Raw genomic sequence first — 17,523 nt, 5'->3', positions numbered from 1 at the left:
GCGGCCGGCCGCGTCCAGGTCGAGCAGGGCCGCGAGCGCCTTGGCGGTGTAGGTGCGTTCCAGGGGCAGGCCGGCCTGCGCCGAGGCGCGGGCGAGGGCGCGGTCGCCGGCGGTGGTGGGGTGCGCGTAGCCGTCCCCCAGCCAGGCCGTCTCGATGCGGATCGCGTCGGGGGCGGGCCCGGCGTCGTCCAGATCGGCACCCCGGGCCCGGATCAGGGCCGTGGAGCGGCGGGCCAGCCGGAGGAGGGCGGCGGAGTCCAGCCGCAGGGTGTCGTTGACGACGACGCCGAGGACACGGGTGCGCAGCCCGGCGAGCCGCAGTCCGAGGGCGAGCCCCGCGGCGGTGCCGCCGGATCCGACGGCGGTGACGAGCCACGCCGGCTCCGGCAGCTCCCCGGCCTCGACCTGTGCGCCCAGCTCCAGGGCGATCTCGACGGCGCCGAGCGTGCCCAGCGGCGAGGAGCCGCCCGCCGGGAGGTAGTACGGCGGAGTGAGGCCGTGGGAGTGCCGGGCGAAGAGCCAGGGCGCGGCCAGGATCAGCCTCGCCTTGGTGTGCGGGAAGTGCAGCGTCGCGCCGGAGGCGCGCAACCGTTCCAGCTGGGCCCGCACGTGCTCGTCGACCGGATGGTCGATCAGGGCCAGGGCCACCCCGAGCCCCGACTCCCGCGCGTACCGGGCGGTGGCGAGGCCCCAGTTGGTGCCGAGGCCGCCGACCGTGAGGATGGTCCGCGCGCCGCGCCGCCGGGCTTCCGGCAGAAGCCACTCCAGCTTGCGGACCTTGTTGCCGCCCCAGCCGCCGTCGCCGTATCCGCTCTCGTCCTTGGCCCACAGCTCGGAGCGCGTGCCGAGGCCGGGCAGCTGCCGAACCGGCGTGGGGGCCTCGCCCAGTCGGAGGAAGGGCAGCGAGTCGGCCAGTTCGGGACAGCGCCGGTGCAGCAGCGGAGGTCGCATGGGGGAGAGGGTAGATCCCCCGGCCGCCGGCCGGACAGGCTTCGGCGTCGACTGCCGCGAACGGCCGTGCGGTGCCGATCCGTTCACGGGGTCACGATCGGGAACTCCGGCTCGGGGGTGTCGAGGACCGCGAGCAGTCGGGGCAGGAGCGAGCGGTCACCGGTCATGGTGATGCCGTCGGTGCCCTTTCCGGCGAGGAGGGCGATGAGCTGGGGCTTCGTCATCGTCAGGGTCAGGTCCGCGTCGGGGGCGGGGCGGGTGTCCGCGGTCCAGGTGAGCAGGCCGTTGGCGAGGCGCAGGTGCCAGTGGTCGGCGCCGATGTGCCAGTCCATGGAGATCCGCAGGGACCAGGCCTTCGGGCCGTCGACGCGGACGGCGAGGCTGTCGATGATCTGGCCGACGGTGAGGGCCAGGTACATGTCGGGGCCGAGGGTGGCGGTGGCGTGCGGCGTGATGCCGTGGAGGAGTTCCTGGGCCCCGGTGAGGTAGAAGTTCCGCCAGACGGCGTTCTCGACGGCCTGCCCCAGACGGGTGTAGAGCGCGGCGAGCTGTCGCCGGGCCCGCTCGTCCCCGGGGTCGTTGAAGACGGCGTGGTTGAGCAGGGTGACGGCGAAGCGCAGCTCGCCCCGGTCGGCGTAGTGCCGGGCGCGGGCGCGGACCGCGGCCTGGCCGCCCAGGGACTCCACCCAGAGGCGGGCCTCCTCGACGGGCGGGTGCTCCCAGAGGTGGGCCGGGTTGCCGTCGAACCAGCCCATGTACCGCTGGTAGACCGCCTTGACGTTGTGGCTCAGCGAGCCGTAGTAGCCGCGATCGGCCCAGACGCCTTCGAGCTGGGGCGGGAGCCGGAAGGTCTCCGCGATCTCGGTGCCGGTCATGCCCCGGTTGATCAGCCGGACGGTCTGGTCGTGCAGGTAGCCGTACAGGTCCCGCTGGTGGGTGAGGAGGTCGACGATGGCGTCGTTGCCCCAGGTGGGCCAGTGGTGCGAGGCGAAGGCGACGTCGGCGGTGCCTTCGTAGAGACCGATCGACTCGGTGAGGTAGCCGGCCCACGCGTGGGCGTCGCGCACCTGGGCGCCGCGCAGGGTGAGGACGTTGTGCATGGTGTGGGTGGCGTTCTCCGCCATGCACACCGCGCGCAGGTCGGGGAAGAGGAAGTTCATCTCCTCCTGGCACTCGGTCCCCGGGGTCATCTGGAACCGGATCCGCACCCCGTCGAGGACGACCTCCTCTCCCGTGCTGCCGATGTACCGGGTGGGGGCGATGAGTCCGACGGTGCCGAGCGAGACCGTGAGGCCGAGCCCGCAGCCGACCTGCGCGCCCGCGTTCTTGGGCAGCGTGGAGCCGTACATGTAGGCGGCGCGGCGCGCCATCGCGGTGCCGACGTACACGTTCTCGCTGACCGCGTGCTCCATGAAGCCCTTCGGAGCGAGGACGGGCACGTCCCCGGCGCCCTGCGGCAGCACGCCCCGGCAGCCGCCGAAGTGGTCGACGTGCGGATGGGTGTAGATCATCGCCCGGACCGCGCGGTCGCCGCGGTGCTCGCGGTAGAGCCGCAGGGCCGCGGCGGCGGTCTCGGCGGAGATGAGCGGGTCGATGACGATGATGCCGGTGTCGCCCTCGACGATCGTCATGTTGGACAGGTCCAGGCCCCTGACCTGGTAGATCCGGTCGGTGACCCGGTACAGGCCCTGGCGCGACAGGAGCCGCGCCTGCCGCCACAGACTGGGGTCGACGGTGTCGGGGCCGCCCTTGCCGTCCGGGTCGTCCTGCGCGTCGGCGAGGAAGCGGTAGGCGTCGGGGTCCCAGGCGGTCTTCCCGGCGGAGGTGGGGATCGGTCCGCCGGTGAACGCGGCGATGAACCCGCGGTCCGCGTCGGTGAAGTCGGTCCCGTCCTCGTACGGGAGCCCGTCGGTCCGCGTGGGCGTCCGCATCTCCTGGGGCGGGTGTCCGTGTCCGGCGAGCGCCTGGGCGGTCTGCGGGTTCAGGGAGACGGAGGCGGCCGCGGCGCCCATCGCGGCGGCGGCCGCGACGAAGCCGCGCCGGTTCATCGGAGTCATGGCAGGGTCACGTCCTTCTCGGCTCTCGGTGAGGACGCCCACTATTGCAGTCGGACTGCAATACGAGTCAAGGGGTGCGCGGCACGACGTTCAGGAGCGCCCGCAGCGTGCGCTCGATCGCCGCCCGGGCAGCGGTCTCGTCGAGCCCCCGGCGGGACCGCAGATGGTCCCAGGCCGCCCAGGACGAGGAGGCCTCCAGCGCGTCGAGCAGCCCTCCGGGCCCTTCGGCCTCCGGGACCCGCCCCAGCTCCGGCGCGAACACCCCGGCGAGGTCCGCCCGGAACCAGGCGTCGCCCTCCGCCATCACCCCGCGCAGGCCCGGCGAATCCGGTTCCAGACCGAGCCCGATCCTGCGGATCGGCGTCATCACCTCGTACATCCGGCCGCGCTGTGCCACGAGCGCCCCCGCCTTGCGCGCCGTCTCCCACGCGGGCGGTACCGGTTCCGCGTGGGCGCGCCACCGCTCGGCCTGCCGCCGCGCAGCCGCCACGTACAGTGCCTCGCGGTCGGCGAAGTGCACGAAGACCGTCCGCTCGGACACTCCCGCCCGTTCCGCGATCGCCTTCCTGGTGGGCTCCCGGCCGCTCTCCGCGATCAGCTGGAGCAGCGCGTCGAGCAGCGCCGCGTATGTCCACTCGGGATCCCGCCGACGCCGCCCCCGCGCGCCGGAATCCGCACGTCCGGGGTCCTTTCCCGCCTCTGTGTCGCTCACCGCCCCATGGTGGCAGAGGGGCAGGAGCGGGGGCCGGACGGTCTCGGGCCGGCCGTCGACGGGTGTGGCCTCCGCCCCGGCCCGTGACCGAGGTCCCGGCCGGAACGGGCCGGGACCCCGGTCGTATCGGTCAGAAGACGCGCCAGGCGACGGCGTACGGCTGGGCGAACTGGGTGATCCGGAAGGCGCGGACGACGACCTCGGCCTCCCCGGCCGGGACGCCCCGCCAGTCGACCTGCTCGACGTTGTTGACACGGTCGAAGCCGGGATCCGTGCCCATGTTGCCGTGGCGTTCCTGGCCGCCCGCCCGGACGATCAGGTCGAGGTCGTTCTGCAGGGCCTTGCCAGGGGGGTCCGTCCAGACGAGGGTGACCTTCAGGCGGGTCGCCCCTTCCGGGACCGTGATGAGGAACGCACGCTCTTCTCCCTGCTCCAGCTCCTTGGCGTCGGTGAAGCCCGCCCGGCCGGCGTCGGTCGGCAGGACGACGGCCTGCTGGAGGTTGACGAGGCCGAAGCCGGAGTTGTTGTTGGGGGAGGAGCCCGTCTCGCTGGGGACGTACTGACCCTTCAGTTCGTCGGCACCGTTGATCAGCATGGCCTTGACGAGCGCCGCGCTGGGCTTGGGCGTCCCGTTCTTCACCAGCGTCTCGCGCAGGACCGCCACACAGCCGGCGACCAGCGGGGTGGCCATGCTGGTGCCGCTGTCGAACATGAACGCGGGGTCCGTGGAGACGCCGAAGAGACCGTTGTCGGACGCGAGGCGCGAGCGCGTCGAGAGGATCGCCGTGCCGGGAGCGACGACATCGGGCTTGATCCGCCCTTCCTGGGTGGGGCCGCGGCTGCTGAAGGCAGCCATCCCGGCGGGGTTGTCCGCCATCCTGTCGCCCCGGATCGGCGGGACGGGGTACGAGAGCGGCCTCAGTTCGTCGTAGGTGTGGGGGATCTCGGGGCGGTCGCCCTCGCTGGCGCCGACGGTGATGATGTTCTTGGCGCCGGTCTCCCCGCTGACGGCCCTCAGGTTGACCCGGCCGTCACCGTCGCGGTCCGTGCCGTCGTTGCCCGCGGCGAAGCAGATGACGAAGTCCTTGTTGTCCCAGACGAACTGATCGGCCTCGCGCGCACTCTGGTTGTACGGGAGGCCCGGGGTGACCGGACCCCACGAGTTCGTGTGGATGCGCACCCCGTCCTCCAGGAAGGGCGGCTCGAACAGGTCGCGCAGGTTCGCCGGGATGCCGGACAGCGAGCCGTCGTCGGCCAGCACGGACTGCAGGACCAGCCTCGCCTCGGGAGCCGTGCCGGTGATGGCGCCGCCCATCGTCGCCGACGTGCCGTCGCCGAGGACCGAGCCCGCCACATGGGTGCCGTGCCCGTCGGGGTCGTCCGTCCGCGCGGGGCTCGTACGGCCCAGGGCGACCAGACGCTTGACCCGGCCGGTGAAGGCCGGGTGCACATTGGTGGTGGACCCCTTGTCGAACCCGGTGTCGGCGACGCACACGATCTGGCCCTCGCCCCGGAACTTCGTGCCGTTGAAGGACACATGGGCGTGCATGATGTTCCCCGCGACGGTGTTGTACAGCACCCTCTCGGGAACCTCCTCGATCTCCTTCACCTCGTCGAGCGAAGCCAGAGCGGCCAGGTCCTCCTCGCGGACCGTCATGCGCACCTTGTCGCCCTCGGGGCGTACGTCGCCGGGGCTGACACCGGCTGCCGCGGCGATCCGGTCCCGTAGCCCGTCCGCGCTCACCTCGACGTCCTCGTGCAGCACGACGTCGACGGTCCGCGGCCGGGGACCCACCGCCTCCTCCATGGGGTCGGCCAGCACGGCGATCCCCGGGCGCAGACGGTTCGACCGGAGCGACTGGGCGATCTTGAAGCCCTTGAAGTACACGTCAGCCCAGGCCACGAAGGGCAGGGCGCGTACCGCGTCCAGTTCCGTGGACCGGAAGCCGCACAGATAGGTGTCGTCCGGAACGTATTCCTGGATCGCCACCCCGAGTGCCGAGAGCTCTTCCTTCTCCTCGGCGGTGGGCGGGTGCGTGGTCTGGACGAGAACGTAGTTGGACGCGGAGGCGTCCTCTGACACCAGCGAGGCGGTGGCCAGCTCCTCGGCCTGGGCCAGCGGGTCCACCGTCACGCCGTTGATGGTGATACGGGACATGCCGAACTCCCGGAGGGTGCGGGTGAGGGGGAAGGCGCGCCCCGGGCGGTCGGGACGGTCTCCACCGCTGCCCGTGCCGACGCCCACGCGTCAGGAGCTTTCCGGTCCCACGGCACGCCTGGCTGCACGTCACTTCCGTACGACCGACACGCTAGGGGCGCGAGCGCCCGCCGGCACGCGGAGTCCACGGGAAGACCGCCATCCGGGCCCGATGTTGCTCCGAAGGAGGCACACGGGGTCGGCTTCCCGGTCGCCACCAGTGCGAACGCCGGGGAATCCTCACAGGAGCATCACCCAGGCGGCGAGAACGTGCCCGGCGCCCGCACCGCCCGTGTCGACCTCGACGTGGACCCGCTGGCCCTCGCCGCCGCCGCCGCGGATCTCGAACGGTTCGTACTCCGGCTTCCAGTTCTGCGGCGGACCGGCCGGCGACCCGGTCGTCACCACCGGCACCCCGTCCCTGGCCGCCACCCTGGAATCGGTCGCTCCGCCCGGCACCGTCGAGCCCGCTCGGCCGGGCCCGCGCCGCAAGGTGGCCTTCGAGGTCGACACCGCCGCCGGACAGCCCGTCCTGCACCGGCAGCTCACCAGCGACACCAGCCACGACGCCGCACTCCAGCTGCCCGCCGGCACGCTGAACGACGGCGCCTACCGCTGGCGCGTCCGCGTGAAGGACGGCGGCACGGCCTCCGCCTGGACGGCCTGGTGCTCGTTCACGGTCGAGCGCCACTGAGCGAGCCGCCGGCCGGTCGGCGCCCCGGAGCGCCCCGCGCGCTCCCGGCCACCGGCCCGCCCCCTCCAAGTGATCAGGGGCTGAGCCGCCTCTGCGACGGCGACGGGGCCGGAGACGAAGCAGGCGAGGAAGGGGCGTCCGGCGCCTCGACCCGGCCGGCCACGTCCTGGGTGGTCACGTCCTGCCGCGTCCCCGCGGATCGACCGGCGCTCCACCGCCGCGCCCACCCCGTCACGCAGACCACGCCTCCCGCCGCCCCGTACGCGGCGGTCACCCCCACGGTGCCGATGACCGGGCCGGCGAGGTACGCCACCGCACCGGCCAGGGCGACACCGAGCCACTCCCGGCGACCGTCCAGGGCGACGAGGGCGACGAGCAGCAGGGCGTACCAGGAGTAGCCGGGCGTCAGCAGGAGGAACGCCGTGCCCGTGGTCGACAGGGCTCCCCGCCACGGACGTTCGGGGTCGCCGCGCCACCACACCGCCGCCGACACCGCCGCGATGCCGAGCAGCGCCGCGGGCAGCGCCCACGCGTCGGGCAGTACGAGGCGGAGCAGGGCGTAGCGGCCGCCCGCACCCGCGTCGTCGTAGCCCTCCTCCCGGGCGTATCCGCTCAGGTAGCCCATGACCGAACCGTCGGAGAGGAGGACGTACGGCAGGTACGTCAGCGCCACCGTCGCCGCGGCCGTCAGCGCCACGGCCGCGATCGTACGGGGCCGCCGGATTCCGGACAGAGCGCCGGGCAGGAGCACGGCGGGCAGCAGCTTCGCGGCGACGGCCAGACCGAGCAGCACCCCGCCCGTGACGCGCCGGCGGCGTGCCACCATCGCGAGCGCACCGACCGACAGGAGCACGGCCAGGACGTCGACGTGGGCGTTGTCGACCGCCTCGACGGGGACCGCCGGGCACCACGCCCACAGGGCGGCCAGGCGCGGATCCCCCCGCCGGCGCAGAACGCCGAGCAGGAGACCGCTGACGGCCAGGGCGAGAACGGCCGAACCCACCTGGAGCCCCTTGTGGCGGACGCCCTCCGGCGACAGGGCGTGGACGAGGAGGAACCAGCCCTCGGCCACCGGAGGGTAGATCGTGTGCACGGCAGGCCTGTTGATCCGGGTGCACCGGCCGTCGCCCAGCGGCGCGAGGGCGGCGCCGTCCCGCCCGCACACCGCGGCGCGGGGAAAGAGCCAGTCGTCCCGGAGTCCGGCGAGCGCCGGGTCCGCGGGCGCGTGATCGTACGGCGAGACGCCGGCTGCCTGCACCCGGCCGTCCCACGCGTACCGGTAGGAGTCCGTGCTCGTCCGCGGGGCCGCCACCAGGCCCGTCGCCGTCACCGCGACCGCCCCGGCGAGGACGAGAGGGACGACGTGCCGGCGGGGGACACGACGCAGGGCGACCGCGGCCGCCGCGAACACCGCCCACGCGCCCGCGTACCAGGCGAGGAAAGCGGTCCCGTGCGCGGCGCGGAGCAGGAGGACCAGCGACGCGGTCAGGAGCGACAGCAGAAGCGTGGTGACGAGGACGGGAAGCGGGGGACGGCGGTCGCGGGTCATGAGCGCAGACTGGCAGCGCGCACGGCAGAGGTGGAGGAGACCCGGCGGGGCGTTCGGATTTCGTAAGGTGGCGGACCGTCCGCACGACGGGGGCGGAGGCGACCCGGCGGGACGTTCGGGTTTCGTAAGGTGTCGGACCGCCCGCGCCGCCGCTCGCGGCGGTGTCATGGACGGCATGACGTTCCGCATGCCCCGGCTGCCGCGCCCCGCGTTCCGGCCCCCGGCCGTCCGGCCGCCCGCCTTCACCGGGCGCCTCCACGATGCCAGAACCGCGACGGCCGTCGGCCGGTGGCTCGGCGCGGCCTTCGCCGTCTGCCTCGTCACCGGGCTCGTCAGCCACTACCTCCAACAGCCGCCGGACTGGCTCGCCGACCGGCTGCCCGCCCGGCCGGTGTGGGGCTATGCGTTCACCCAGGGCCTCCACGTCGCCACGGGCCTTGCGGCGCTCGTGCTGCTGCTCGTCAAACTGTGGGCGGTGTACCCGCGGTTGTTCGTGTGGCCGCCGGTGCGGTCCGTGCGGCACGCCCTCGAACGGCTGTCCGTCGCGGTCCTCGTGGCCGCGGCCGTCTTCGAGGTGCTGACGGGGCTGCTCAACATCGTCGAGTGGTACCCGTGGCCGTTCTCCTTCGTCCCCGTCCACTTCGCCGTCGCCTGGGTGGCGACCGGCTCGATCCTGCTGCACATCGCCGTCAAGGCCCCCGAGATCAGGGACCACTGGGGCCGGCGCTCGGCGGGTACCCGAACCCTGCCGGCCGAGGACGCCGTCGACCGGCGCTCGCTGCTCCTCGCCACGGGCGGTGCCGTCGGTGTGGTGACGCTGACGACGGTCGGTCAGGCCTTCACCCCGCTGAAGGCCTTCGACCTGCTCGCGCCCCGGCACCCCGACCACGGCCCGCAGGGGCTGCCCGTGAACCGGACCGCCGCCGCGGCCGGCGTGACGGCACACGATCTGGCGGGCTGGCGTCTGGACGTCGCCGGACCCCGCCCGTACGTCCTCGCTCTCGACGCCCTGAGAGCGATGCCCCGAGCCGGATCCCGGCTGCCGATCGCCTGTGTCGAAGGCTGGAGCGTCGACGCCGACTGGGGCGGGGTACGCCTCCGGGACCTGATCGAGCGGGCCGGCGGACGGCCGGGCCGGGACGCCGTGCGGGTGACCTCGCTGGAGGTGAGCGGGGCCTACCGGGTGATGGAGATGGGCGCGGAGTACGCGGACGATCCGCTCACCCTCCTCGCCCTCACCCTCAACGGGCAGCCGCTCACGCTCGATCACGGTTTCCCGGCGCGGATCATCGCCCCCGGCCGGCCCGGGGTCCTGCAGACCAAATGGGTGCACAGGCTGGAGGTGCTGTGAGGACGGTGAGCGTGCTGCGGTACGGACTCGGGGCGCTGGGCGTCGCCCTCGTGGGGCTCGGAACGTGGCTGGTGGTGGACCAGCCGGATCCGCTCGGTGTGTTCGTGTGGCTGGCGGGTGCGCTCGTCCTGCACGACGGGATCCTCGCCCCCCTCGTCCTGGCCGTGGGCCTGCTGCTCGTGGGACGGCGCCGACGGGGCCTGCTGCGGGGGGCGCTGCTGGTCGCGGGGAGCGTGGTCCTGGTGGCGCTCCCCCTCCTCCTACGGCCGGGAGCGCCGCCCAACCCCTCGGCGCTGCCCCTCCCGTACGGGCGGAATCTCGCGATCGTCCTGGCGGCCGTGACCGTGGTGACGGGCGCGTCGATCGCCGTACAGCGGTGGCGGGAGCGCCGTCAGGGGCGGGCGACGGCCGACGACTGAGGGACGAGCGACAGGAACGTACGCCCCTCCACGGACCACCGTTCGGAGACGTGCCACCCCGCGCTTCGCGCGTGCGCGGACAGGGCCCGGGCGCCGACCCGGGCCCACGGGAACGGCGCCCCGCGCCCGCCCCGGCCGTCGTCGACCCGTACCTCGCAGCACTCGTCGACGTCCACGGGCGCACATTCCGCGAGGAGGCACCCGGAAGGCGACACGACCTGGCGGAGCCGGCGCAGCAGGGCGGCCGGGTCGCCGCCGATCCCCACGTTCCCGTCGATCAGCAGCGCCGTGTCCCAGCGCCCCTCGGCGGGCAGCGGTTCGAAGACCGACCGGCACAGGGCCGACCCGCCGAGCCGCAGGGTCCGGGCGACGGCCTCGGGGCTGATGTCGATGCCCAGGGCGCGCCGGCCCTCGGCGGCCAGCGCGGCGACGAGCCGCCCCGGTCCGCAGCCGATGTCGAGGACGGTGTCCCGGCAGCGGTCGAGCACGGAGCGGTCGGCACTGTCGGGTGCCGTGCACCAGCGCTCGATCTCCAGGGGCAGGAGCCAGCCGTCGTGCCGGCGCAGGAAGAGCGGACCCCTGCCGGTGCGCAGGGCGCAGTCGTACGGGCCGGCCCGCCATGCCGTGGTCGTGGTCAACGGCCCGCTCCCGTGGTCGCGGCGGTCAGTTCGTCGTACCGGGCCGCGAAACGGGTCCCCGGCGCGGCGGCCGCCACCTGCCGGGCGTCCGACGCGGTGTCCACGTCCCGCAGGACGGGCAGGGTGCCGACGCGCAGCCCGGCCGCCCGCAGCCGGGCGTACTGGACGGCGCCCGTCTGGGGCGTGGACATGGGGACGCCGAGCAGGAGGGAAGGGTCGGGACGGGCGAGGCCGAGGGCCCAGAAACCCCCGTCGGCGGCCGACCCGAACCAGGCGTCGTACGCGTCCCGGCGCAGGGCGGGGGCCAGGAGCTCCGGCGTCACCTGCGGGGTGTCCATGCCGATGAGCAGGGCCGGCCCCGGACAACCGGCGAACGCGGCGGCCAGGCGCACGTCGAGCCCGCCGCCCGCCTGGGGGACGACCTCGAAGCCCGGCGGCAGCCACGGGCCCGGCCGCCCGTCGAGCACGAGGACGTGCCGGTCCGCGGGGACGCGGGCAGCGGCCGAGAGCGTGTCGGCGAGCGCGGCCTCGGCGAGCGCGGCCGCCTCCTCGGGGGTGAACGGGGGAGTGAGCCGGGTCTTCACCCGGCCGGGCCGGGGCTCCTTCGCGATGACGAGCAGGGTGGTGACGAGGGACGGGGTGACGAGGGGTGAGGCGGCGAGGGACGTGGTCACGGGCGGTGTGGTGACGAGGGGCGTGTTCACGGGCGGTGTGGTGACGAGGGGCGTGTTCACGGGCGGCCCCCGCCCGCCGGTGCCGGTTCGTCCAGCACCTTGCGCATGTCGTGGACCGCCTGCCACGTGCCCTTCCACGTGCCCGTGACCTTGGACCGTCCCGTCCGGGGCAGGTACGGGACGTCGACCTCGCGCACCCGCCAGCCGGCGTCGGCGGCCCGGACGACCATCTGCAGCGGGTAGCCGCTGCGCCGGTCGTCGAGACCGAGCCCGAGCAGCGCCTCGCGGCGGGCCGCCCGCAGGGGGCCGAGATCGCGCAGCCGCAGCCCGGTGCGCCGGCGCAGCAGCCAGGACAGGGCGAGGTTCCCGGCCCTCGCGTGGGCCGGCCACGCGCCCCGCCCGGTGGGGCGCCGGCGGCCGAGCAGAAGATCGGCGGAGCCGTCGGCCACCGCACCGACGAGGCCGGGCAGCAAGCCGGGATCCAGGGAGGCGTCACAGTCGCAGAAGCAGACGAACTCGGCGTCGGAGGCGAGCAGTCCGGCGTGGCAGGCGGCGCCGAAGCCGCGCCGCGGCTCGTGCACGACGGTGGCGCCGAGCCCGGCGGCGACGGCCGCCGATCCGTCGGAGGAGCCGTTGTCGACGACGATCGCCCGCCATCCGGCCGGAACGCGGGCCAGGACCCAGGGCAGGGCATCCGCCTCGTCGAGGCAGGGAAGGACGACATCTACGGTCATGGGTGTCACAGGTCCCACCGTAGGAACCGCAGGGCCTCCCGAGGCCGCTCCACTCCTTACGAAACGCGAACGTCCTCCGTCGTACGCCCGGGTGGCCGTGACCACCCGGCGGACGGATGCGACGCTGTGCGGCATGAGCGAGCACAGCGCCCCGCCGCCCCCGGCCCGGATCCTGGTGGTGGACGACGATCCGACCGTGGCCGAGGTGGTGACCGGATACCTCGGCAGGTCCGGATACGCCGTGGAGCACGCGGCCGACGGTCCCGACGCCCTGCTGCGGGCCGGGGAGCGACGGCCGGACCTCGTCGTGCTCGACCTGATGCTGCCCGGCCTGGACGGCCTGGAGGTGTGCCGACGGCTGCGGGAGACCGGGCCGGTGCCGGTGATCATGCTGACCGCACGGGGCGACGAGGAGGACCGGATCACCGGCCTCGAGGTGGGCGCGGACGACTACGTCACGAAGCCGTTCAGCCCGCGCGAGCTCGTGCTGCGCGTCGAGTCCGTGCTGCGCCGCAGCCGCGGAGCCGGGCCGACGGCCGTCCGGACGGTCCTGCGCGACGCGGACCTCACCGTCGACCCGGTCACCCGGAGGGCCACCCGCGCCGGCCGTGAACTCGCCCTCACGCTCCGGGAGTTCGACCTCCTCGCGTACTTCCTGGAGCGGCCCGGCGCCGCGCACACCAGGGAGGAGCTGATGAAGCGGGTCTGGGGCTGGGACTTCGGCGACCTGTCCACGGTCACGGTGCACGTCCGGCGGCTGCGCGCCAAGATCGAGGACGATCCGGCGCGGCCCCGGCTCATCCAGACCGTATGGGGCGTCGGATACCGCTTCGAGCCCCGGAAGGACGGGGGAGCGGCATGAACGACGTCCTGCTGATCGCCGGTTTCGCCCTGGCGGGAGCCGTCTGCGCCGGTCTCGCCGGAGCGCTCGTCCTCCGTCTCGTACGGCACCGTTCGGTCGCGGTCTCGCTGGCGGTGGTCGCGGCCGTCACGGTGACGGCGATGCTCGCCGGGACGCTCGCCGTCGCGCAGGCGATGTTCCTGTCCGGGCACGACCTGTGGGTGGTGACCGTCGTCGTGGCCATGGCGGCCCTCGTCTCGCTCGGTACGGCCCTCGTCCTGGGCCGCTGGGTGGTGGCCCGCAGCCGGGCCCTCGCCCGCGCCGCCCGCGACTTCGGCGACGGCGGCCGCTTCTCCGCCCCCGGCGGCGCCGCCACCGCGGAACTCGCCGCGCTCAGCCGTGAACTGGCGGCGACCAGTGCCAAGCTCGACGCCTCCCGCAGGCGCGAGCGTTCCCTGGAGGCGTCGCGCCGCGAGCTCGTCGCCTGGATCTCCCACGACCTGCGCACCCCGCTGGCGGGGCTGCGGGCCATGGCGGAGGCCCTGGAGGACGGCATGGCCGACGACCCCGCCCGCTATCACCGGCAGATCCGCACCGAGGTCGAGCGCCTGACCGCCATGGTCACGGACCTCTTCGAACTCTCCCGCATCCACGCCGGCGCCCTGATCCTCAGCCCGAGCCGCATGTCCGTGTACGACCTGGTCGGCGATGCCCTGAGCGGCGCCGACCCGCTGGCCCGCGAGCACGGGGTACGGCTCGTGGGGGAGGAGGTCGCGGCCGTGCCCGTCGAGGTGGACGGCAAGGAGATGACCCGGGTCCTCGCGAACCTCCTCGTCAACGCGATCCGTCACACGCCGGCCGACGGCACCGTCGCGGTCGCGGCCGAACACCGCGAGGACGCCGTCGTCCTGTCCGTCACCGACGGCTGCGGCGGCATCCCCGACGAGGACCTCACCCGCGTCTTCGACACCGGCTGGCGCGGCACCGAGGCCCGCACCCCGCCGGCCGGTGCCGGGCTGGGCCTCGCCATCGTCCGTGGCATCGTCGAGGCCCACGCGGGCCGTGCCGAGGTCCGCAACGTCCCCGGCGGCTGCCGCTTCGAGGTCACCCTGCCGGCGGCGGGCTGACCCCGGTCAGAGGAGCGCCGCCGAGGCCCGCTGTTCCGCCCGGGCGAACTCCGTCATGCCCTCGACGAAGCCGACCGTGGGCCGCCAGCCCAGCTCCTTCCGCAGCAGGGACGAGTCGGCGGTGACGTGCCGGACGTCGCCGAGCCGGTACTCGCCCGTGACCACGGGCTCGGGACCACCGCACGCCCGGGCGAGCGCGAGGGCCATGTCGCCCACGGTGTGCGGTTCCCCGCTGCCGGTGTTGTACGTGCTGAGCGCACCGGCCGGCAGACCGCCGGCGGCCTCCAGCGCGACCAGGTTGGCCGCCGCCACGTCCCGTACGTGCACGAAGTCCCGCCGCTGACCCCCGTCCTCGAACACGCGGGGCGCCTCGCCCCGGGCGAGGGCCGAGCGGAAGAGGGAGGCCACCCCGGCGTACGGGGTGTCGCGGGGCATCCCGGGCCCGTACACGTTGTGGTAGCGCAGCGAGACCGCCGTGCCGTTCACCGCACGGGCCCACGCCGCCGCCAGGTGCTCCTGGGCGAGCTTCGTCGTGGCGTACACGTTCCGGGGATCGACCGGCGCGTCCTCGCCGACCAGGCCGGGAGCGAGTGCGGCGTCGCAGGCGGGACAGCGCGGTTCGAAGAGGCCGGCGGCGAGGTCCTCGGGGCGGCGGGCGCAGGGCCGTACGACACCGTGCGCGGGGCAGTCGTACCGCCCCTCCCCGTACACGACCATCGATCCGGCGAGGACGAGCCGCCGCACGCCGGCGTCCGCCATGGCGGCGAGCAGGACGGCCGTGCCGAGGTCGTTGCAGCTCACGTACTCCGGGGCGTCCGCGAAGTCCTTGCCGAGACCGACCATGGCGGCCTGGTGGCACACCGCGTCGACCCCGCGCAGTGCGGCTCCGACCGCCAGCGGATCCCTGACGTCCGTGGGGAGGAACTCCACGGCCGGCACCTCGGGGGTCACGGGGTGTGCGCCGGGCAGCAGGGCGTCGAGAACCACCGGCTCGTGCCCGGCCTTCGTGAGGGCGGTGACGATGTGCGAGCCGATGAACCCGGCTCCTCCTGTGACGAGTACGCGCATGAGCACGACGCTACGGACCGGCGCCGAGAACAGGAGGCGCCCGCGCCGGACCGTAAGACTTCCGTCATCCCGGTGGGGCACCCCCGGGCGAGGTCCGCGCCGTGCCCGGCCCGACGCAGCCACCGCCGACGCCCGCTGAGCGGTCGATCCGGCCGCCGAGGAGGGCTGACCGGCTGCCTTCTTCCGGCGTGGCGAACCCGGCCCGGGCGACCAGCCGGGCGCCGCGGGCGGTGATCCCCTCGAAGTCCCCGGTCCTGCGCCTGCCGGTCAGGCCGTGTTGTTCTCCGTACGAGCGGGGAGCCGTCCCGCTGCTTCGAGCCGGGTCAGCCGCCGGTGCTCCCGGTCGGCCCAGCGCCGGACCCGGTCGGGTTCCAGCGGGGTGCCGTGGCCGACGTGGAGGCCGGCCGGGTTCAGGGCGAGCATCTTCCGCAGGCTGGCGAGGTTGCGCAGCGGGTCGTCGTGGAAGGGAGGGTTGGCGGGTCGGCCCCGGACGAGCCCGAAGAGGGAGTTGGCGATCAGGTCGCCGGCGACGAGGTCCCCCTGGTCGGTGAGGACCGAGATCGATCCGGCGGTGTGCCCGGGGGTGGGCATGATGCGCGCCGCGATCCCGAAGTCCTCCAGGCCGGTCTCGCCGGTCACGAGCACGTCGGGTTCGAACGGTTCCACCTGGACGTGCAGGTTCTTGTTCCTGGCCATGAGGCGGCCCATCGGTCCGGTGGGCAGGTAGGGCTCGCGGGTCCGGCCGGTGCGGTAGGGGCCGAGGTCGGCGATGTGTCCCGCCACGGGAGCCCCGGTCAGGCGGTGCAGTTCGGCGGCGGAGCCGAAGTGGTCGATGTGGCCGTGGGTGATGACGATCAGCGACACGTCGGCGGGGTCCACGCCGCGGGCGGCGACCTGCTCGTAGATCTTCCGGCCGCTGCCGGGCGTTCCCGCGTCGACGATGACGGGCCGGCGGGAAAGCAGCAGATAGGCGTTGATGTTGTGCCGGCCCATGACCGGGATGGGCACGACCTTGGTTCGGGACACGGTTCTCTCCTCGGGCATGACTGTCTTCCGCCGCGCGGCGGTCCGCGAGCGGGAGGGGGAGTACGGCGGGGTTCAGCGGAAGCGGCGCCGGTACTGGGCGGGGGTGGTGCCGAGACGGCGCCGGAAGGAACGGTGCAGGCTCTCCACGGAACCGAGGCCGCTGAGGGCGGCGATCTCGGGCAGGCCGTGGGCGCTGTCCTGGAGCAGCCGCCGCGCGGCCTCAAGCCGGACGGACTCGACGTACGCCGCCGGAGTGGTGCCGGTGCGCTCGCGGAACAGCCGGGAGAAGTGACGCACACTCAGATGCAGTCGGGTGGCCAGGACTTCGGCGGACAGGTCCTCGGCGAGGTGTTCGCCGATCCACATGCGCAGGTCGTCCAGCCGGTCTCCGGGCGCCGCGGGAAGCGCGAGCGGGACGCTGAACTGACTCTGACCGCCCGCGCGTTTGACGTACATGACCATCGTCCGGGCCGTGGCCAGGGCGAGTTCGGGACCGTGGTCCTCGGTGACCATGGCCAGTGCCATGTCCATCCCCGAGGCGATGCCGGCGCAGGTCCACAGGCGGCCCTCCCGGATGAAGATCGGGTCCGGATCGACGGTGACGAGCGGGTGGTCGGCGGCCAGCCGTGCGGCCGTCCGCCAGTGGGTCGTGGCGGAACGGCCGTCCAGCAGGCCGGCCGCGGCCAGCAGGTGCGCACCCGAGCAGATGGATCCCAACCGCCGGATGCCGGGGGCCGTTTCGCGCAGCCAGTCGATGATCCCGCGGTCGAGCACCGGCTCCACCTCGTGGTCGTGCACACGGACGGCGCCCGATACGAGCAGGGTGTCCACGTCGCCGTTCACCTCGTCCAGGGTCAGGTCGGCCATCAGCCGGATCCCGCTGGAGGTGGTCACCGGCTCGCCCTGGGCCGTGGCGATGCGGACGGTGTAGCCGGCCCGGTCGGTGTCGGCGACGCGCGTGGCGACGGAGAACACCTCGGCCGGGCCGGTGACGTTGAGCAGTTCGACGCCGGGGAAGGCCGCGATGACGACTCGGTGCGGTGGGGGCATGTGCCGATCATTTCGCCCCTCCGAGAGGGCCGCAATGACCATGTTCTGTCAGATCCGGACGCGATGCGTCTCATCGGTGGGCGGGAACCCCTTGGCGTGTCCCGGGCTGCTGCAGCCGGGCCGCGGGCTCCCCGGGCAGGTCGACATGGGCGAGCCCCTCACGTCGGCCTGCCAGGGTCTCCAGGGCGAAACCGACCCGGGCGCCGGATCGCCGGATCTCCTCGGTGGTGAAGCCGGTGACCGCACGGGTGGGCAGCAGCGTGGCCAGCCGACGGAGGGCGGTCGTCTTGCCCGCGCCGGGGCGGCCCTCGACCAGGATCCTTGTCGGCACACCGCCGTCTTCGCCCCGCCTGCCGGGGCGGGCCGGGCGGGCTCGGCCGAACGAGGGGTTTCGGGTGCGGACCGGTGCCGACGCCGCCGCCCGCGGGTAGTGCG

17 protein-coding genes are annotated in these 17,523 nt (G+C 74.1%); 5 read left to right on the top strand and 12 right to left on the bottom strand.

The window, feature by feature from the left end:
* The 4 genes from CCN56_RS24075 to CCN56_RS24060 all read right to left on the bottom strand — a co-directional run.
* Positions 1–951 (bottom strand): pyridoxal-phosphate dependent enzyme (locus CCN56_RS24075; RefSeq protein WP_086829900.1); only part of this gene is annotated, 951 nt, incomplete at its 3' end.
* Between the two features lie 83 nt (positions 952–1,034).
* Positions 1,035–3,008: an alkyl/aryl-sulfatase gene (locus CCN56_RS24070; protein WP_086829899.1), complete on the bottom strand. Its 1,974-nt coding sequence runs from the start codon at positions 3,006–3,008 to the stop codon at positions 1,035–1,037.
* Positions 3,009–3,075: 67 nt separating this feature from the next.
* A complete protein-coding gene (locus CCN56_RS24065) occupies positions 3,076–3,720 on the bottom strand; it encodes a TetR/AcrR family transcriptional regulator (protein ID WP_086829897.1) in 645 nt (214 codons plus the stop codon).
* Between the two features lie 130 nt (positions 3,721–3,850).
* Positions 3,851–5,878 (bottom strand): S8 family serine peptidase, encoded by a 2,028-nt coding sequence (locus CCN56_RS24060; protein WP_086829913.1) that lies wholly within the window; start codon positions 5,876–5,878, stop codon positions 3,851–3,853.
* Positions 5,879–6,209: 331 nt separating this feature from the next.
* Between CCN56_RS24060 and CCN56_RS42705 the strand changes: the two genes are divergently transcribed.
* Positions 6,210–6,611, top strand: coding sequence for a hypothetical protein (locus CCN56_RS42705; protein WP_143664609.1), 402 nt, complete (start codon positions 6,210–6,212; stop codon positions 6,609–6,611).
* 73 nt (positions 6,612–6,684) lie between these two features.
* Here CCN56_RS42705 and CCN56_RS24050 read toward each other — a convergent pair whose 3' ends face one another.
* On the bottom strand, positions 6,685–8,160 hold the full coding sequence (locus CCN56_RS24050) for a glycosyltransferase family 87 protein (protein ID WP_086829893.1): 1,476 nt from the start codon (positions 8,158–8,160) through the stop codon (positions 6,685–6,687).
* 175 nt (positions 8,161–8,335) lie between these two features.
* Between CCN56_RS24050 and CCN56_RS24045 the strand changes: the two genes are divergently transcribed.
* Positions 8,336–9,511: a molybdopterin-dependent oxidoreductase gene (locus CCN56_RS24045; protein ID WP_086829911.1), complete on the top strand. Its 1,176-nt coding sequence runs from the start codon at positions 8,336–8,338 to the stop codon at positions 9,509–9,511.
* Between the two features lie 5 nt (positions 9,512–9,516).
* The gene (locus CCN56_RS24040) at positions 9,517–9,930 is read left to right on the top strand and encodes a hypothetical protein (RefSeq protein WP_086829909.1); all 414 of its coding nucleotides are present in this window, start codon (positions 9,517–9,519) and stop codon (positions 9,928–9,930) included.
* Here the strand turns inward: CCN56_RS24040 and CCN56_RS24035 are convergent.
* The 3 genes from CCN56_RS24035 to CCN56_RS24025 are packed head-to-tail and all read right to left on the bottom strand — an operon-like array spanning position 9,903 to position 11,976.
* Positions 9,903–10,568 (bottom strand): bifunctional 2-polyprenyl-6-hydroxyphenol methylase/3-demethylubiquinol 3-O-methyltransferase UbiG, encoded by a 666-nt coding sequence (locus CCN56_RS24035; protein WP_086829891.1) that lies wholly within the window; start codon positions 10,566–10,568, stop codon positions 9,903–9,905. The genes CCN56_RS24040 and CCN56_RS24035 overlap by 28 nt on opposite strands.
* The gene (locus tag CCN56_RS24030; RefSeq protein WP_086829907.1) at positions 10,565–11,242 is read right to left on the bottom strand and encodes a DUF2064 domain-containing protein; all 678 of its coding nucleotides are present in this window, start codon (positions 11,240–11,242) and stop codon (positions 10,565–10,567) included. The genes CCN56_RS24035 and CCN56_RS24030 overlap by 4 nt, the downstream gene beginning before the upstream one ends.
* 56 nt (positions 11,243–11,298) lie before the next feature.
* Positions 11,299–11,976, bottom strand: coding sequence for a glycosyltransferase family 2 protein (locus CCN56_RS24025; RefSeq protein ID WP_086829889.1), 678 nt, complete (start codon positions 11,974–11,976; stop codon positions 11,299–11,301).
* Positions 11,977–12,109: 133 nt separating this feature from the next.
* Here CCN56_RS24025 and CCN56_RS24020 point away from each other — a divergent pair, with 133 nt between their 5' ends.
* Positions 12,110–12,838: a response regulator transcription factor gene (locus CCN56_RS24020; RefSeq protein WP_086829906.1), complete on the top strand. Its 729-nt coding sequence runs from the start codon at positions 12,110–12,112 to the stop codon at positions 12,836–12,838.
* The gene (locus CCN56_RS24015; protein WP_086829887.1) at positions 12,835–13,944 is read left to right on the top strand and encodes a sensor histidine kinase KdpD; all 1,110 of its coding nucleotides are present in this window, start codon (positions 12,835–12,837) and stop codon (positions 13,942–13,944) included. The genes CCN56_RS24020 and CCN56_RS24015 overlap by 4 nt, the downstream gene beginning before the upstream one ends.
* Before the next feature lie 6 nt (positions 13,945–13,950).
* Here the strand turns inward: CCN56_RS24015 and CCN56_RS24010 are convergent, their stop codons facing one another.
* From CCN56_RS24010 to CCN56_RS44795, 4 genes are all read right to left on the bottom strand, one after another.
* Complete coding sequence (locus tag CCN56_RS24010; protein WP_086829904.1) at positions 13,951–15,012, bottom strand: NAD(P)-dependent oxidoreductase; 1,062 nt, start codon at positions 15,010–15,012, stop codon at positions 13,951–13,953.
* Positions 15,013–15,279: 267 nt separating this feature from the next.
* The gene (locus CCN56_RS24005; protein ID WP_086829902.1) at positions 15,280–16,038 is read right to left on the bottom strand and encodes an MBL fold metallo-hydrolase; all 759 of its coding nucleotides are present in this window, start codon (positions 16,036–16,038) and stop codon (positions 15,280–15,282) included.
* Positions 16,039–16,110: 72 nt separating this feature from the next.
* Positions 16,111–17,088 (bottom strand): GlxA family transcriptional regulator, encoded by a 978-nt coding sequence (locus CCN56_RS24000; protein ID WP_086829885.1) that lies wholly within the window; start codon positions 17,086–17,088, stop codon positions 16,111–16,113.
* A 70-nt stretch (positions 17,089–17,158) separates the two neighbouring features.
* Positions 17,159–17,523, bottom strand: a 365-nt coding sequence (locus CCN56_RS44795; RefSeq protein ID WP_306300627.1) for a nucleoside-triphosphatase, incomplete at its 5' end; no start/stop codon positions are given.

The organism is Streptomyces sp. NRRL B-24572, from assembly GCF_002156145.1.
Taxonomy (GTDB): Bacteria; Actinomycetota; Actinomycetes; order Streptomycetales; family Streptomycetaceae; genus Streptomyces; species Streptomyces vietnamensis.
Note: the sequence above shows the minus strand (reverse complement) of the source record. Positions and strands in the feature narration are given on the sequence as shown.

What these genes read in the sequence shown, in the direction of transcription:
- CCN56_RS24000 (WP_086829885.1), bottom strand. Translation starts at nt 17,088, where the DNA reads ATGCCCCCACCGCACCGAGTCGTCATCGCGGCCTTCCCCGGCGTCGAA.
- CCN56_RS24060 (WP_086829913.1), bottom strand. Translation starts at nt 5,878, where the DNA reads ATGTCCCGTATCACCATCAACGGCGTGACGGTGGACCCGCTGGCCCAG.
- CCN56_RS24020 (WP_086829906.1), top strand. Translation starts at nt 12,110, where the DNA reads ATGAGCGAGCACAGCGCCCCGCCGCCCCCGGCCCGGATCCTGGTGGTG.
- CCN56_RS24025 (WP_086829889.1), bottom strand. Translation starts at nt 11,976, where the DNA reads ATGACCGTAGATGTCGTCCTTCCCTGCCTCGACGAGGCGGATGCCCTG.
- CCN56_RS24010 (WP_086829904.1), bottom strand. Translation starts at nt 15,012, where the DNA reads ATGCGCGTACTCGTCACAGGAGGAGCCGGGTTCATCGGCTCGCACATC.
- CCN56_RS24050 (WP_086829893.1), bottom strand. Translation starts at nt 8,160, where the DNA reads ATGACCCGCGACCGCCGTCCCCCGCTTCCCGTCCTCGTCACCACGCTT.
- CCN56_RS24045 (WP_086829911.1), top strand. Translation starts at nt 8,336, where the DNA reads ATGACGTTCCGCATGCCCCGGCTGCCGCGCCCCGCGTTCCGGCCCCCG.
- CCN56_RS24070 (WP_086829899.1), bottom strand. Translation starts at nt 3,008, where the DNA reads ATGACTCCGATGAACCGGCGCGGCTTCGTCGCGGCCGCCGCCGCGATG.
- CCN56_RS24015 (WP_086829887.1), top strand. Translation starts at nt 12,835, where the DNA reads ATGAACGACGTCCTGCTGATCGCCGGTTTCGCCCTGGCGGGAGCCGTC.